The following is a 16,673-nucleotide window of genomic DNA, read 5'->3' as shown; positions in this document are numbered from 1 at the left end:
TCGGGATAGGACTGCTGGGTATCCGGCGATCGTGGATCGCGACGTCGATAGTCGTAGTGCAAGCGCGCGCCGGTTGCGCTGCTCGGTAACAACGGCTGTCGGCGCGGGGCCGAAATGGGTACCGCGACGATCGCGTCGCGGCGCCACACCCTCACGACCGAGCCCGCCGGCGCTGATATCCGGTGGGTGGGCCGGTCGTCATGCTGGCCGGGCCTAACGGCTCAATCCTCTTGCGCTGCAAGGACGCTCGCGTTGCGCGCAGCGTGAGTTGTAAATTTTCGTTGATGTAAAGGGGTCCATCCGTATGCCGCTCAATCCGTTCGATGACGACAATGGCCGTTTTTTCGTCTTGGTCAATAATGAAGAACAACACAGTCTTTGGCCAACATTCACTGTTATTCCTGCCGGTTGGAGAGTAGTTTTTGGAGAAGCCGACCGCGCCACATGCCTGCACTACATCGATGAAGCCTGGCCCGATATACGGGCGAAAAGTTTGCGCGACACGCTGAACGCGCCGGTTTCCGATTGATAGACAAATGTCGGTAAGAAGGGTTTCGGGGTCAAACTTTTAGTGGGGGGGCGTGTAGTGGAGCGTGCTGACCGGGCACTTTCTGTAACGCGGGGTCAACTGGATATCTGGCTGGCGCAGCAAACGGGCCATTTCGATGTGGCCTGGCAGTTGGGTGTGCTCGTACACATTGAAGGCGCAATAGACACCAATTTGTTGCATCAAGCTATGCGACACGTGGTGAATGAGGCTGAGAGCCTAAGGGCTTCGTTCTTCGAGGCCGATGGCCAGGTCTTCCAGAGGGCCGTCGAATACGACGATGTCGATCTTGTCTTCTACGATTTGACCGAGTCGCGTGATCCCGAGCGGGAAGTTCGTGAAACGGCTTCATCGATTCAGAACACGCCGATGCCACTCACCGGCCCGATGATCAAATTCGCTTTATTCCGGACCGCGCCGGAGGAGTACTACTGGTTCACGACCTGCCACCACATCGCCATCGACGGGATGGGCATTGCGCTGATCGGCCGGCGGATCGCGGCCATTTACTCCGCGCTCGCATCCGGGAAACCGATTCCGCCCGCGTTCTTCGGCTCGCTGCACGACCTCGTCAGTGGCGAGTTGGAATACGAGGCATCGCCCAAATTCGTTGAGGATCAAGAATATTGGACCGCGCACCGCCCCCAGGGCGACACGGCGGCCTATCCGACGACCGCGGCCGACGATGGCCGTGACCCGTATTCACCCTCTCCGCCAGTGCAACTGGATCGGTCGGTGGTCGGCAAGCTCAAAGAGCTCTCCAAGGCGCTGGGCGTCCGTCGGTCATCGGTTCTGACGGCCGCCTGCGCTCTTCTGGTGCGCGGCTGGTCCGCCGACGGCTCGGACGAGGTCGTGCTCGACTTCCCGGTCAGCCGGCGAGTCGATCCGGAGTCGAAGACCCATCCCGGCATGCTGGCCGGGGTTGTGCCACTTGTGTTGAATGCTGCGCCGGACACGACGTTCGCCGAGTTCTGCCAGCACGTCGATACGCGATCACGAGAAGCTTTGCGGCACCAACAATTTCCAACACGCACGCTCGACGGCGAAGGAGACTTCAGCGGTCCGAGGCAGGCGCCCAACCGTGTCGTCGTCAACTTCGTCCCGGCCCGCCTTACGCTCAGTCTCGGCGGCGTGCCTGCCACGGCGAAATACACCAGCTATGGCCCGGTGGGCCACTTCGGGCTGTTCTTCCTCGGATTCGGCGACCAGCAGTTCCTGAGCACCGTCGGTACGGGGCAACCGTTCTCGAACTTCGATGTTTCGGACCTGCGGGAACGGCTGGAGCGGATCCTGGCGGCGATGGTGGCCCATCCCGAAGGGCACTTGTCGTCGTTGGACGTGCTGCATGCGGATGAGCATGCCCACCTGGAAGAGGTTGGAAACACTGGGGTTTTGACCGAGCCGGTGAATTCGCCGATGTCGGTACCGGAGTTGTTCGCCACGCAGGTGGCCCGCGTGCCCGACGCCGTGGCGCTGGTGTGCGAGGGCGTGTCGGTGACGTACCGGGAGCTTGACGAGGCGTCGAACCGGTTGGCGCATTGCCTGCTGACCCACGGCGCGGGTCCGGGACAGACTGTGGCGCTGCTGTTTTCGAGGTCGGCCGAAGCCGTCGCGTCGATCTTGGCGGTGCTCAAGACCGGGGCCGCGTATCTGCCCATCGATCCCTCGTCGCCTAAGGCGCGGATCGAATTCATGCTTGCTGATTCTCGGCCGGTCGCCGCTGTGACGGCCGGGGAACTGGCGGAACGGTTCGACGGCCACGGCCTGACCGTCATCGACACCGCCGATCCTGGGATCGATGCCCAGCCTGCCACGGCACTGCCGATTCCCAATCCTGCCGATATCGCCTACCTGATCTACACCTCGGGAACCACCGGCGTACCCAAAGGCGTTGCGGTGACTCATCGCAATGTCACTCAGCTGATGAGCTCGCTGGATGCGGGCCTGCCGGCTGAAGGGGTGTGGTCGCAGTGTCATTCGTATGCATTCGACGTTTCGGTGTGGGAGATATTCGGCGCGCTGCTGCGCGGCGGACGCGTGGTGGTGGTGCCTGAGGACATAACCCGATCGCCCGAAGAACTCCACGACGTCCTGGTGGCCGAGGAAGTCAGCGTCCTGACCCAGACGCCGTCGGCGGTCGCGATGCTGCCGCGCGAGGGCCTGGAGTCCGTGGCGCTGGCGGTGGTCGGCGAGGCCTGCCCGCCCGAGGTCGTCGATCAGTGGGCGCCCGGACGGGTGATGGTCAACGCCTACGGCCCCACCGAAACAACGATGTGTGTCGCGATCAGTGCGCCGCTGGCGGCGGGATCCGGCGTGCCGCCCATCGGTTCCCCGGTCCCCGCCGCGGCCCTGTTCGTCCTCGACGGCTGGTTGCGACCATTACCACCCGGAGTGGTCGGCGAGCTGTACGTGGCCGGCGCCGGAGTGGCCGGTGGCTACGTCGGCCGATCCGGGCTGACGGCGTCGCGGTTCGTGGCGTGCCCGTTCGGCGAGCCGGGTGCACGCATGTACCGCACCGGCGACCTCGCGTCCTGGGGCCCCGATGGCCAGCTGCAGTATCTGGGCCGCGCCGACGAGCAGGTCAAGATTCGCGGCTACCGCATCGAACTCGGCGAGGTCCAGGCCGCGCTGGCCGCCCTCGACGGTGTCGACCAGGCCGTGGCGATCGCCCGCGAAGACCGTCCGGGCGACAAACGTCTGGTCGGGTACGTCACGGGGACCGCCGACCCGGCCCAGGCGCGCGCCGCGCTGGCCGAACGGCTTCCGGCCCACATGGTGCCGACCGCGGTCGTGGCACTCGAGGCGCTGCCCCTGACGGTCAACGGCAAGCTGGACACCCGCGCGCTGCCGGCGCCCGAGTACACCGCACGCGAGTATCGCGCCCCCGGCAACGCGATTGAGGAGATCCTGGCCGGCATCTACGCCGAGGTGCTCGGTGTGGACCGCGTCGGCGTCGACGAGTCGTTCTTCGAGCTCGGCGGCGACAGCATCATGTCGCTGCAAGTGGTGGCGCGAGCGCGCACCGCCGGGCTGACGTGCCGGCCGCGAGACGTGTTCGTCGAACAGACCGTGGCCCGGCTGGCCCGGGTGGCCGGCGTCGCCGACGGGGCAGCCCGTGAGGTCGACGAGGGTGTCGGCCCGGTGCTGGCCACCCCGATCATGCGGTGGCTGCAGGGCATCGAAAGCGCCGGCGGTCCGATCGACGAGTTCAACCAGACCGTGATGGTTCAGGCCCCCGCCGGGGTGACCGAGGCCGACGTCGCAATCGTGTTGCAGGCCTTAGTGGATCGGCACGCCATGCTGCGGCTGCGCGTCGACGACGACGAAGCCGGCGGCTGGTCCCTGCAGGTACCCGAACCGGGGTCGGTGCGGGCCACCGATTGCCTGCAATCGGTGGACGAATTGAACGACAAGGTGCTGCTGGAGGCGCGGTCGCGGTTGAACCCGGCCGCCGGGGCGATGCTGAGCGCGCTGTGGGTCGAGACCACCGGTCAGCTGACTGTGATCATTCACCACCTGGCCGTCGACGCGGTGTCGTGGTGGATCCTGTTGGAGGACCTCAACATTGCCTGGGCGCTGCAGAGCGCGGGGCAACCGGTGGAGCTGCCGCCGACGGGCACGTCCTTTGCCCGGTGGTCGACGCTGCTGGCCGACCACGCCCACCGTCCCAACGTCGTAAGCCAGCTGGGCGCCTGGAAGAAGGTGTCGGCGACTCCCGCCGCCCTGCCCGCGGCCGATGCCGAGCTTGATACCTACGCATCCGCGGGGCGCTTGTCGTTGCAGCTCGATGCCGAGACCACCGAGGCGCTGATCGGTGACGTACCCACGGCGTTCCACGCCGGCATCCAGGACATCCTGTTGATCGCGTTCGGCCTGGCCTGGGCCGAATTCCTAGGTGAGGCAACCGATTCGATCGGTATCGACGTCGAGGGCCACGGGCGCCACGAGGAACTAGGTTCGGACGTCGACCTGTCCCGCACCGTCGGCTGGTTCACCACCAAGTACCCGGTGTCGCTGGGCGTGGCCGGGCTGAGCTGGGCCCAGGTGACGGCTGGCGACCCGGCGCTGGGCCCGGTGATCAAACACGCCAAGGAGCAGCTGCGGGCCCTGCCGGATCCGATGACCTATGGGCTGCTGCGCTATCTCAACAACGAGGTCGAGCTGACCGGGCCCGACCCGTCGATCGCCTTCAACTACCTGGGACGTCAAGGCGCAGCGTCAGATTCGGCGGGGGAGGGTTGGCGGATCAGCCAAGACGGGCTGTCCCTGATCGGCGCCGCCGCGGCGGTGCACATGCCGCTGATGCACACCGTCGAGGTCAACGCCGGCACCATCGACACCGCCACGGGCCCACACCTGCATGCCGAATGGACTTGGGCGACTTCGGTTCTCGACGCAAGCCAGATAACCCGGCTGAGCCGGCTGTGGTTCGAGGCGCTGGCCGGTGTGTGCGCGCACGTGCGTGCCGGTGGGGGCGGATTGACCCCGTCGGACATCGCGCCTGCCCGCTTGAGCCAGCAGCAGATCGACGAGTTGCAACGCCAGCACCACGTCGCAGACATCCTGCCGTTGACCCCGCTGCAGCAGGGATTGCTGTTCCACTCCAGCACCGCGCAGGGCAGCGACGACATGTACGCGGTGCAACTGGATTTCACGCTGACCGGACCGCTGGACCCGGACCGCCTGCGCGACGCGGTGCACACCGTCGTCAACCGGCACCCGCACCTGGCGGCCCTGTTCTGCGAACAATACGAAGAGCCGGTGCAGGTCATCCCTGCCGATCCCGTCGTCGCGTGGCGATACCTCGATCTCGCCGGCACCGACGAGGCCGAAGCCGGCCGGATGATCGAGCAGCTGTGCGTTTCCGAGCGGGCCGCGGTGCGCGACCTCGCCGGCCAGCCGGCATTCCGGGTGGCGCTGATCCGCAGCGCGGACCGCCGGCACCGGTTCTTGCTGACCAATCACCACATCCTGCTCGACGGCTGGTCGTTGCCGATCCTGCTGCGCGAGATCTTCACCAGTTACTACGGCCAGCGGCTGCCCGCCGCCGGTTCCTACCGGGCGTTCCTCACCTGGCTGGCCGCTCGCGATCTCGACGCCGCCCGCGAGGCCTGGGGTGAGGTGCTGCACGGCTTCGAAACCCCCACCCTGGTCGCGCCGGATGGCCGATTGGGACAGGGCAGCCGCGGCTTCGAAAAGTCCTCCGTGCCTGAGCAAACCACCAAGGCGCTCACCGAGCTGGCGCGCTCCTGCCACACCACCGTCAGCACCGTTCTGCAGGCCGCCTGGGCGGTGGTGCTGACGTCGCTGACCGGTCAGCACGACGTCGTCTTCGGCACCCCGCGGTCCCGCGTCGGCCAGTTGGAGGTCGACGACGCCGAATCCATGGTGGGATTGTTGATCAACACGGTGCCGGTGCGCGCCAACATCAGCCCGACGACCACCACTGCGGAGCTGCTGGCCCAGTTGCAGAACAGCCACAACGACGCGCTCGAGCATCAGCACCTGGCGCTCAGCGAGATTCACCGCGTCACCGGTCACGACCAACTCTTCGACACGCTGTTCGTGTACGAGAACTATCCCGTCGAAGACGGCATGACGCTGGGTGCCGACGGGCTGGCCATCGCCGAGATCACCAACCGCGAGTACAACCACTACCCACTGACAGTGGAGGCGCTGCCCGGCAGCGAGCTCGGCCTGCACGTCGAATACGACGCCGAGGTCTTCGACACCGCCGGAATCGCCTCGCTGCTGGACCGATTCCAGCGCGTGCTGGCGGCGATGACCACCGATCCCACTCAGCGCCTGTCGACGGTCGAGCTGCTGGATCGCAATGAGCGCGAGCTGGTGCTCTCGCAGTTGTCGGGCGCCGGTGTCACCGGGCCGATCGGGGTGGCTCCGCAGCTCTTGGCCACGGCGCTCGCGACCGCCCCCAACGCGACGGCGGTGGTCGACGGTGATCGGGAACTGTCGTACCGCGAACTCGACGAATGGTCGACGCGGCTGGCGCGCAAGCTGATCGACGCGGGCGTCGGTCCGGAGCGCGCCGTCGGCGTGGCGATGGGCCGGTGCGCCGAACTGGTGGTCGCGTGGTGGGCCGTGGTCAAGGCAGGTGGCATCCACGCTCCGGTGGACCTCGACCATCCTGTCGACCGCGTCGCCTCCGTGCTGAACTCCGTTGACGCGGTGTGCGTGCTGACGCGTGGCACCGACGAGGTCGCCGGCGCCGGGTCGCGCCCGGTCGTGCGGATCGACGGACTGGACCTGTCCGCGCACAGCGCGGCGGCGATCACCGACGCCGACCGTCTGACACCCCTGACCGCGCACGACTCCGCCTACGTAATCTTCACATCGGGTTCCACCGGCACGCCCAAGGGTGTGCTGGTGAGCCATGCAGGTCTGCTGGGATGGGCTGCGGCGCAATGCAAGTCGTCCGGCTTGGACACCGACACGCGGGTGCTGATGGTGGCCTCGCCGACCTTCGACGCGTCGATCGGCGAAATGTCGATGGCCGCCGCGTCGGGGGCCGCGGTGGTGGTGGCACCGCCACAGGTGTACGCCGGCGAGCCGCTGACCGCCTTGCTGCAGAGCCAGCGGGTCAACGCGGCATTCCTGACTCCAACGGTGCTGTCGTCGCTGGATCGCGCCCGGCTGCCCGGCTTCGACAAGCTGATGATCGGGGGCGAGGCCTGCCCCAAGGAACTGGTCGCCGCGTGGGCGCCCGGGCGGCGGATGTTCAACGTCTACGGCCCGAGCGAGACCACCGTGTGGGTCACCTCCAGCGCGCCGCTGTCGGCCGACGGCCCGGTTCGCATCGGCACCCCGCTTCCGGGGGTGTGCGCGGTCGTGCTCGACGCCTGGCTGAAGCCGGTTCCGGTCGGCGTGGTGGGCGACCTGTATGTGAGCGGGCCGGCGCTGGGGCACGGCTACCTGGGGCGGGTGGACCTGACCGCGGAACGATTCGTGGCCAACCCCTTTGGCGCTCCAGGTGAGCGCATGTACCGCACCGGAGACCTGGTGCGCTGGACGCGCGAAGGCGACTTGGACTTCGTCGGTCGCGCAGACAGCCAGATCAAGCTGCGCGGCCAGCGCATCGAGCTTGGCGAGATCGAGAACACCTTGCTGGCCTGCCCGCAGGTCACCCAGGCCGCCGTCACGGTGCGCGACGGCGGCACCGGTTCCCACCTGGTCGCCTACATCACGCTCGACCACACCATCAGCGCCGACCACGACGAGGACAACGTCGAAGAGTGGCAACAGCTTTACGACGACCTCTACGGCGCCGACCTCGAGTCCGGCTTCGGCGAGGACTTCCGCGGCTGGAACAGCAGCTTCACCGGCGACGCCATCCCGCTCGAGGAGATGGTCGAGTGGCGCGCCGCCACCGTGGACCGGATCACCGCCCTGCGGCCGCGGCGTGTCCTCGAGATCGGTGCGGGCTCGGGGTTGCTGCTGTCGCAGATCGCCCCGCAGTCCGATGAGTATGTGGCCACCGATTTCTCGCCGGTGGCAATCGAGAACCTGGCCCAATCGATGGAGCGGCTGCGGTTGCCGTGGCGTGACCGGGTCGAGCTGCGAACCCAACCGGCCCATATCACCGACGGGCTGCCGCACGGCCATTTCGACACGATCATCCTGAACTCGGTCGTTCAGTACTTCCCCAACGCGGGATACCTGGCCGATGTCATCGACAAGGCCATGGACCTGCTGGCCCCGGGCGGCTCGGTCTTCATCGGTGACATCCGGAACCACAGCCTGCAGGGCGCGTTCCAGACCGCGATCGCGCTGGCGCGCGGCGGCACCTCCGCCACCGAGGCCGCGGAACTCCGCAAGCGGGTGCGCCACGCCATGCTCGGTGAGACCGAATTGCTCTTGGCCCCCGAATTTTTCACCACCTGGGCTGTCAACTGCCCATCGGCCGGTGGCGTCGACATCCAAGTCAAACGTGGATTCGCCGACAACGAATTGAACCGGTACCGCTACGACGTCGTCATCCGCAAAGCGCCGGCGCCCGTGCGCTCCGTCGCCGACGCACCCACCTGGTCGTGGACCGAATGCGCGGGTTTGGACGGGCTGCGCGACGTGTTGGCGTCCCAACGGCCCGCCGTCGTCCGCGTCACCGACATCCCGCACGCTGGCGTCATCGCCGACGTCCGCGTCGAAGCAGCGCTCGCCAAGGGGCAACCCGTGGCCGACGCGCTCGCCCAAGCCGACTCCGTCTCCGACACCGCCGTCGCCGAAGAGGTGCACCGCATCGGCGAGTCGCTCGGGTATCGCGTCGCGGTGACCTGGGGCGCCCAATCCGGCACTCTGAGCGCCGTTTTCGTCGGTGCCGCCGATACCACGCCCCTGACAGATCTCTACTTGCCGCCCACCGGAATGCGGCGGCGCACTAGCCACGCCAACGACCCGCGCACCAACACCAAGGTCGGCGAGGTACGCGAGCGGCTGAGCGCGTGGCTGCCGGAATACATGGTGCCCACGCACATCGTGGCGCTGGAGGAATTCCCGATGACCTCATCGGGCAAGCTCGACCGCAAGGCCCTGCCGGAACCGGAATACCAGGACGTGGACCGTTATCGCGCCCCGGCCACCGCGGCCGAGGAGATCCTGGTGGGCATCTACGCCCAGGTGCTCGGCGTGGAGCGGGTGGGCGTCGACGACTCGTTCTTCGACCTGGGTGGCGATTCCCTGTCGGCGATGCGCTTGATCGCCGCCGTGAACACCAGCATGAACTCGGATCTCAGCGTGCGCGCCGTGTTCGAGGCGCCGACCGCGGCCGAGCTGGCGCTCCTGGCAAGCGGCGACGGTGATCGGCCGGAGCCGTTGGTGGCGGGGGAGCGCCCGGCGGTAATTCCGCTGTCGTTCGCCCAGACGCGACTGTGGTTCATCGACCAATTCCAAGGGCCCTCACCGATTTACAACGTCACCGTTGCGTTGCGGTTACGCGGGGAACTTGACGCGGACGCGCTGGCCGCGGCGCTGGCCGATGTGGTCGGCCGCCACGAGAGCCTGCGCACGGTGTTCGCGGCAGCCGACGGAATCCCACAGCAGGTGGTGGTTCCCGCCGAGCAGATCGGCTTCGCCTGCGAGGTCATCGATGCCCGCGGCTGGCCGCAGGACCGGGTGCGTGAGCGCATGGCGGCAGCGGCCCAGTACGCGTTCGACCTGTCGAGCGAAAGCCCATTACACACAGAGCTTTTCACCGTCAACGACGACGAACACATGTTGGTGGTCGCCGTGCACCACATCGCCGCGGACGGCTGGTCGATCACGCCGTTCGCGCGCGACCTGGGCGTGGCATACGCCAGCCGGTGCGACGGGCACGCCCCCGACTGGGCACCGCTGGCGGTGCAGTACGTCGACTACACGCTCTGGCAGCGGGCGTATCTGGGCGACGTGGAAGACAGCGGCAGCCGCATCGCCGCGCAGCTCGACTTCTGGGCGGGCGCCCTGGCCGGGCTGCCCGAACGGCTGCAGCTGCCCACCGACCGGCCCTACCCGCCAGTCGCCGACCACCGCGGCGCCCGGCTGGCGGTGGACTGGCCGGCCGAGCTACAGCAGCAGCTGCGCCGGGTGGCGCGCGAGCACAACGCGACCAGCTTCATGGTGATCCAGGCCGCGTTCGCCGCGCTGCTGTCCAAGATGAGCGCCAGTGACGATGTGGCAGTGGGCTTCCCGATCGCCGGGCGCCCCGAGCCCGCGCTCGACGAGCTGATCGGGTTCTTCGTCAACACCCTGGTGCTGCGCGTCGACGTCGCCGGGGACCCCACCTTCGCCGAGTTGCTGGCCCAGGTGCGCCAGCGCAGCCTGGCGGCCTTCGAACACCAGGACGTGCCCTTCGAACTGCTCGTGGAGCGGCTCAACCCGACTCGAAGCATGACCCATCACCCGCTGATTCAGGTCCTGTTGGGCTGGGAGAACTTCCCCGGGGAGGTCAGCACCCCCGCGGCCGGGCTGGCACTGGGCGACCTGCAGGTCACACCCATGCCTCTGCACACCGACACCGCCCGCATGGACCTGACGTTCTCGCTGGCCGAACGGTTCACCGAATCCGGTCAGCGCGCCGGCATCGCCGTCACGGCCGAGTACCGCACCGACGTGTTCAATGCGGACACCGTCGAGGCGATGATCGAACGGCTGCAACGACTGTTGACGGCGGTCACCGCCGAGCCCGAGCGGCGGTTGTCCTCGGTGGATCTGCTGGATTCCGCCGAGCACGCCCGGTTGGCGAAGTGGGGCAACGAGGCCATCCTTTCCGAGCCGATGGAACCCGTGACGGTCGCGGGGCTGTTCGCCGCGCAGGCGGCGCGCACTCCGGACGCGGTGGCGCTGACGTTCCAGGACCGGTCGATGACGTACCGCGAGCTCGACGAAGCCGCCAACCGATTGGCGCACGTCCTGGTCGACCGCGGCGCCGGCCCGGGAGAGTCTGTCGCGCTGCTGTTTTCGCGTTCGGCCGAGGCGATCGTGTCGATCCTGGCGGTGCTCAAGTCCGGGGCGGCGTACCTGCCGATCGACCCCGCGCTGCCGGCCACCCGTGTCGAGTTCATGCTGACCGACGCCGCGCCGATGGCCGCGGTCACCACGGCCGAGCTGGCCGGCAGGTTCGACGGCTTCGACCTGATCGTCGTCGAGGTGGCCGATCCCGCGGTCGCGACGCAGCCCAGCACCGCGCCGCCCGCACCGGCGCCCACCGACCTGGCCCACATCATCTACACCTCCGGCACCACCGGTGTGCCCAAAGGTGTTGCGGTAACCCAACACAACGTCGCGCAGCTGTTCGACGACCTGCGCCTCGGTTTCGCCCTGTCGGCCGACCAGGTGTGGACCCAGTTCCACTCGTATGCCTTCGACTTCTCGGTGTGGGAGATCTGGGGCGCGCTGCTGCACGGCGGGCGGCTGGTCGTGGTGCCCGATTCGGTGTCGCGTTCACCCGAGGAGTTCCACGCCCTGCTGGTCCGCGAGGGCGTCACGGTGCTGACCCAAACCCCCTCGGCCGTGGGGCTGTTGCCCACCGACGGCCTGGACGGGATGTCGCTGGTGATCGGCGCGGAGCCCTGCCCGCCGGAGCTGGTTGACCGCTGGGCGCCGGACCGCGTGATGGTCAATGTCTACGGCCCGACCGAGACCACGATGTGGGCCTGCAAGAGCACGCCGCTGCAGGCCGGGTCGGGATTCCCGCCGATCGGGTCGCCCGTGACGCGCGCGGCGTTCTTCGTGCTGGACGAGTGGCTGCGCCCGGTGCCCGCCGGCGTGGTGGGCGAGCTCTACCTGGCCGGCCAGGGCGTCGGCGTCGGGTACTGGCGTCGCCCCGGGCTGACCGCGTCGCGGTTCATGGCCTGCCCGTTCGGCGAACCCGGCACCCGCATGTACCGCACCGGCGACCTCGTCTGCTGGGGCCCGGACGGACAGCTGCGCTACTTCGGCCGCGCCGACGAGCAGGTCAAGGTCCGCGGCTACCGCATCGAACTCGGCGAAATCCAGGCCGCGCTGTCCGCGCTCGACGGCGTCGAGCAGGCCGTCGTCGTCGCCCGGGAGGACCGCCCCGGCGACAAGCGCCTGGTGGGTTACGTCACCGGGTCGGCGGCTCCCGGCCCGGCGCGCGCCGCGCTGGCCGAGCGGCTCCCTGCCTACATGGTTCCGGCGGCGGTGGTGGTGCTCGACGCGCTGCCGGTCACGGTCAACGGCAAGCTCGACGCCCGCGCCCTGCCGGCACCCGATTACCGGGCCGTCGACAACTACCGCGCCCCGAGCACCGCGGTCGAGGAAATCCTGGTCGGCATCTACGCCCAGGTTCTCAATGTCGAACGCGTCGGCGTCGACGACTCGTTCTTCGACCTGGGTGGCGATTCGCTGTCCACCATGCGCCTGGTCACCGCGATCAATGCCGCGCTGGAAAGCGACCTTCCGGTGCGCGTCGTCTTCGAGGCGCCCACCGTCGCGCAGCTTGCCCCGCGCGTCGCGGAGAGCGCGGGCGGCCTGGAGCCGCTGGTGGCCGGAGAGCGGCCCGCGGTGGTTCCGTTGTCGTTCGCGCAGAACCGGCTGTGGTTCATCGACCAATTCCAGGGCCCCTCACCGCTGTACAACATGGCGGCCGCGCTGCGGCTGCGCGGGCAGCTCGACACCGAGGCCCTCGGCGCTGCGCTGGCCGACGTGGTGGGTCGCCACGAAAGCCTGCGCACCCTGTTCCCGGCGCACGAGGGCACCCCCCAGCAGGTGGTGGTGCCCGTCGAGAGCGCCGAATTCGGCTGGGACGTCGTCGATGCCACCGCATGGTCGGCCGGCCAGCTAAACGACGCCATCAAGGCGGCGACCCGCTACACCTTCGATCTGGCAGCCGAAATCCCCATGCGGGCACAGCTTTTCGCGGTTGCCAAGGACGAGCATGTGCTGGTGATCGTGGTACACCACATCGCCGCGGACGGCCTGTCGCTGACTCCGCTGGGCGCCGACTTGAGCGCGGCCTACACCAGCCGGTGCGCCGGGCAGGCCCCCGGATGGGCCGAATTGGCGGTGCAGTACATCGATTACACGCTGTGGCAGCGGGCCCAATTCGGTGACCTCGACGACAGCGCCAGCCGCATCGGCACCCAGCTGGCCTACTGGGAGCAGGCGCTGGTCGGCATGCCCGAACGGCTGCAGTTGCCCACCGATCGGCCCTACCCGCGGGTGGCCGATCAGCGCGGCGACAGCGTGGTCGTGGACTGGCCGGCCGAGCTGCAGGAGCAGGTGCGCCGACTGGCGCGCGAGCACAACGCGACCAGCTTCATGGTGGTGCAGGCCGCCCTGGCGGTGCTGCTGTCCAAGATCGGCGCGAGTTCCGATGTGGCGGTGGGCTTCCCGATCGCCGGGCGCCGCGACCCCGCCCTCGACCAGCTGGTCGGGTTCTTCGTCAACACCCTGGTGCTGCGCGTCGACGTGGCCGGTGACCCCAGCTTCGCCGAACTGCTGGAGCGCGTACGGGCGCGCAGCCTGGCGGCGTTCGAGCACCAGGACGTGCCATTCGAGGTGCTGGTGGAGCGGGTCAACCCGACCCGGAGCCTGACGCATCACCCGCTGGTGCAGGTGATGCTGGCCTGGCAGAACTTCGCCGGCCACGACGACCCGGCCGCCGGTCTGGCGCTGGGCGACCTCGAGGTCACATCCGTGCCGGTGGAGGACCAGTCGGCCCGGATGGACCTGGTGTTCTCACTCGCCGAGCGTCAGAACGCCGCCGGTGAGGCCGCCGGCATCGGCGGGCGGGTCGAATTCCGCACCGACGTGTTCGACGCGGCCACCATCGAGACGCTGATCGCGCGGTTGCAGCGGGTGTTGACGGCGATGACCGCCGACCCCACGCACCTGCTGTCGTCGGTGGACCTGCTCGACGAGGCCGAGCATGCCCGCCTGAAAGAGCTTGGGAACAACAACGTTCTGACCGGATCGGCGAACGCACCCGCGTCGTCGGTGCCCGAACTGTTCGCCACCCAGGTCGCCGCAGCGCCGGACGCCGTCTCGCTGGTGTGCCAGGGCCTGTCGGTGACCTACCGCGAGCTGGACGAGGCGTCGAACCGGTTGGCGCATTACCTCGCGGAGCGGGGCGCCGGTCCGGGACAGACTGTGGCGCTGCTGTTTTCGCGCTCGGCCGAGGCGATCGCGTCGATCCTGGCGGTGCTCAAGACCGGGGCGGCCTACCTGCCGATCGATCCCTCCTCGCCGGACACCCGGATCGAGTTCATGCTCGGTGACGCCAAGCCGGTCGTCGCGGTCACCACCGCCGACCTGGCCGGGCGGTTCGCGGGGTATGACGTGTCCGTCATCGACGTCGACGATCGACGCATCGATGCCCTGCCCGAAACGGCGCTGCCGCTGCCGACGCCGGACGGTGTCGCCTACCTGATCTACACCTCGGGTACCACCGGTGTCCCCAAAGGCGTTGCCATCACTCACCGCAACGTGACCCAGCTGCTCGTATCGCTGGACGCCGGCCTGCCGGCGCCGGGGGTATGGTCGCACAGCCATTCGCTGGCGTTCGACGTCTCGGTGTTTGAGATCTTCGCCCCGCTGCTGCGGGGCGGGCGGCTGGTCGTGGTGCCCGAATCCGTGGCTCACTCGCCGAAGGACTTCCACGCGCTGCTGGTCGACGCGCAGGTCACCGTGCTGACCCAGACCCCGTCGGCGCTCGGGATGCTCGCGCCCGAGGGCCTGGAGTCGGTGTCGCTGGTGATGGCCGGCGAGGCCTGCCCGGCCGAGGTGGTGGACCGGTGGGCGCCGGGACGGCTGATGATCAACGGCTACGGCCCGACCGAGACCACCATGTGTGTGACCATCAGCGCGCCCTTGGCGCCCGGCTCGGCCGCCAACGGGCCGGTGCCGATCGGGTCGCCGGTGCCGGGGGCTGCGCTATTCGTGCTCGACGAGTCGTTGCGGCCGGTGCCGCCCGGCGTCGTCGGGGAACTGTACGTCGCCGGAACCGGTGTGGCCGTTGGATATGTCGGCCGTCCCGGCCTTACCGCGTCGCGGTTCGTCGCCTGCCCGTTCGGCGGAGCCGGCACCCGCATGTACCGCACGGGCGACCTGGTGCGCTGGGGCGCCGACGGCCAACTGCAGTACTTCGGTCGCACCGACGAGCAGGTCAAGGTCCGCGGCTACCGCATCGAACTCGGCGAAATTCAGGCCGCGCTGGCCGGACTCGACGGCGTCGAACATGCGGTCGTCATCGCCCGCGAAGACCGGCCCGGTGACAAGCGCCTCGTCGGCTACATCACCGGCAGCGCCGACGCGAGCCTGGTGCGCACCGCGCTGTCCGAACGGCTGCCCGCCTACATGGTCCCGGCCGCGGTGATGACACTCGACGCACTTCCGTTGACCGTCAACGACAAACTCGACACCCGCGCGCTGCCGGCACCCGAATACGCCGCCGGTGAATACCGCGCCCCGGAAACCCCCACCGAGGAAATTTTGGCCGGCATCTACGCCGAGATCCTCGACGTCGAACGGGTCGGCGTCGACGACTCCTTCTTCGACCTCGGCGGCGACAGCATCTCCGCCATGCGCCTGATCGCCGCGATCAACGCGAGCCTGGACGCGGGCCTCGCGGTGCGCGTCGTGTTCGAGGCGCCCACGGTGGCCCAGCTGGCGCCCCGGATCGGCGAGGGCGGAACCGGACTGGACCCGTTGACGGCCGGGGAGCGGCCGGCGGTGATCCCGCTGTCGTTCGCGCAGAACAGGTTGTGGTTCCTCGATCAATTGCAAGGTCCCTCACCGGTTTACAACATGGCGGCCGCGCTGCGGCTGGACGGCCGGCTCGACGCCGACGCGCTCGGTGCGGCGCTGGGTGACGTGGTGGCCCGCCACGAGAGCCTGCGCACGCTGTTCGCGGCACCCGAGGGAACCCCGCAGCAGGTGGTAATCCCCGCGGACAAGGCCGATTTCGGCTGGGAGGTCGTCGACGCCGGCGGCTGGTCGGAAAGGCATCTGGAAGAGGCGATCGGCGACACGGCCCGCTATACCTTCGACCTGTCGGCCCAAATCCCCTTGCGGGCCGAGCTTTTCCGGCTCCGCGATGACCAGCACGTGCTGGTGGCCGTGGTGCACCACATCGCCGCCGACGGCATGTCCATCACCCCGCTGGTCCGCGACCTGGGGGTGGCGTATGCCAGCCGGGCCGCCGGGCGCGGCCCCGACTGGACGCCGCTGCCGGTGCAGTACGTCGACTACACGCTGTGGCAGCGCGCGCAATTCGGCGATCTGGACGACGGCAACAGCCGCATCGCCGCCCAGCTGTCCTACTGGGAAGACGCCCTGACCGGGATGCCCGAGCGGGTGCAGCTGCCCACCGACCGGCCCTACCCGCTGGTGGCCGACCAGCGCGGCGCCACCGTCGAGATCGACTGGCCGACCGAGCTGCAGCGGCGCGTGGGTGAGGTGGCGCGCCAGCACAACTCCACCAGTTTCATGGTCGTCCAGACCGCGCTGACGGTGCTGCTGTCCAAGATCGGCGCCAATCCCGATGTGGCCGTGGGCTTCCCGATCGCCGGCCGGCGCGACCCCGCGCTCGACGAGCTGGTGGGCTTCTTCGTCAACACCCTGGTGCTTCGCGTCGACGTCGCCGGTGACCCCACCTTCGCCGAGGTGTTGTCGC

General features: G+C 68.6%; 2 protein-coding genes (1 of these 2 running past the window's edge). Both read left to right on the top strand.

The annotated features are described in order from the left end of the window. The first annotated feature begins 304 nt into the window (after positions 1 to 304). Positions 305 to 529, top strand: a complete 225-nt coding sequence (locus tag A5732_RS13250; protein WP_076053886.1) for an MbtH family protein — start codon at positions 305 to 307, stop codon at positions 527 to 529. A gap of 57 nt (positions 530 to 586) precedes the next feature. After that, a protein-coding gene (locus A5732_RS13245; protein WP_076102420.1) for a non-ribosomal peptide synthetase crosses the window boundary here: on the top strand, positions 587 to 16,673 show its 5' portion. The gene runs 15,164 nt beyond the window's last position; 16,087 of the gene's 31,251 nt are visible here — the first part of the coding sequence; the start codon lies at positions 587 to 589; its stop codon lies off the right edge, out of view.

Origin of the sequence: Mycobacterium colombiense (assembly GCF_001953985.1) — a bacterium.
Taxonomy (GTDB): domain Bacteria; phylum Actinomycetota; class Actinomycetes; order Mycobacteriales; family Mycobacteriaceae; genus Mycobacterium; species Mycobacterium colombiense_B.
The sequence above is the reverse complement of the archived record's forward strand: the minus strand, read 5'-3'. Positions and strand labels throughout refer to the sequence as shown.

Excerpts from the sequence above, each read along its gene's own strand:
- A5732_RS13250 (WP_076053886.1), top strand. The coding sequence starts at position 305 with ATGCCGCTCAATCCGTTCGATGACGACAATGGCCGTTTTTTCGTCTTG.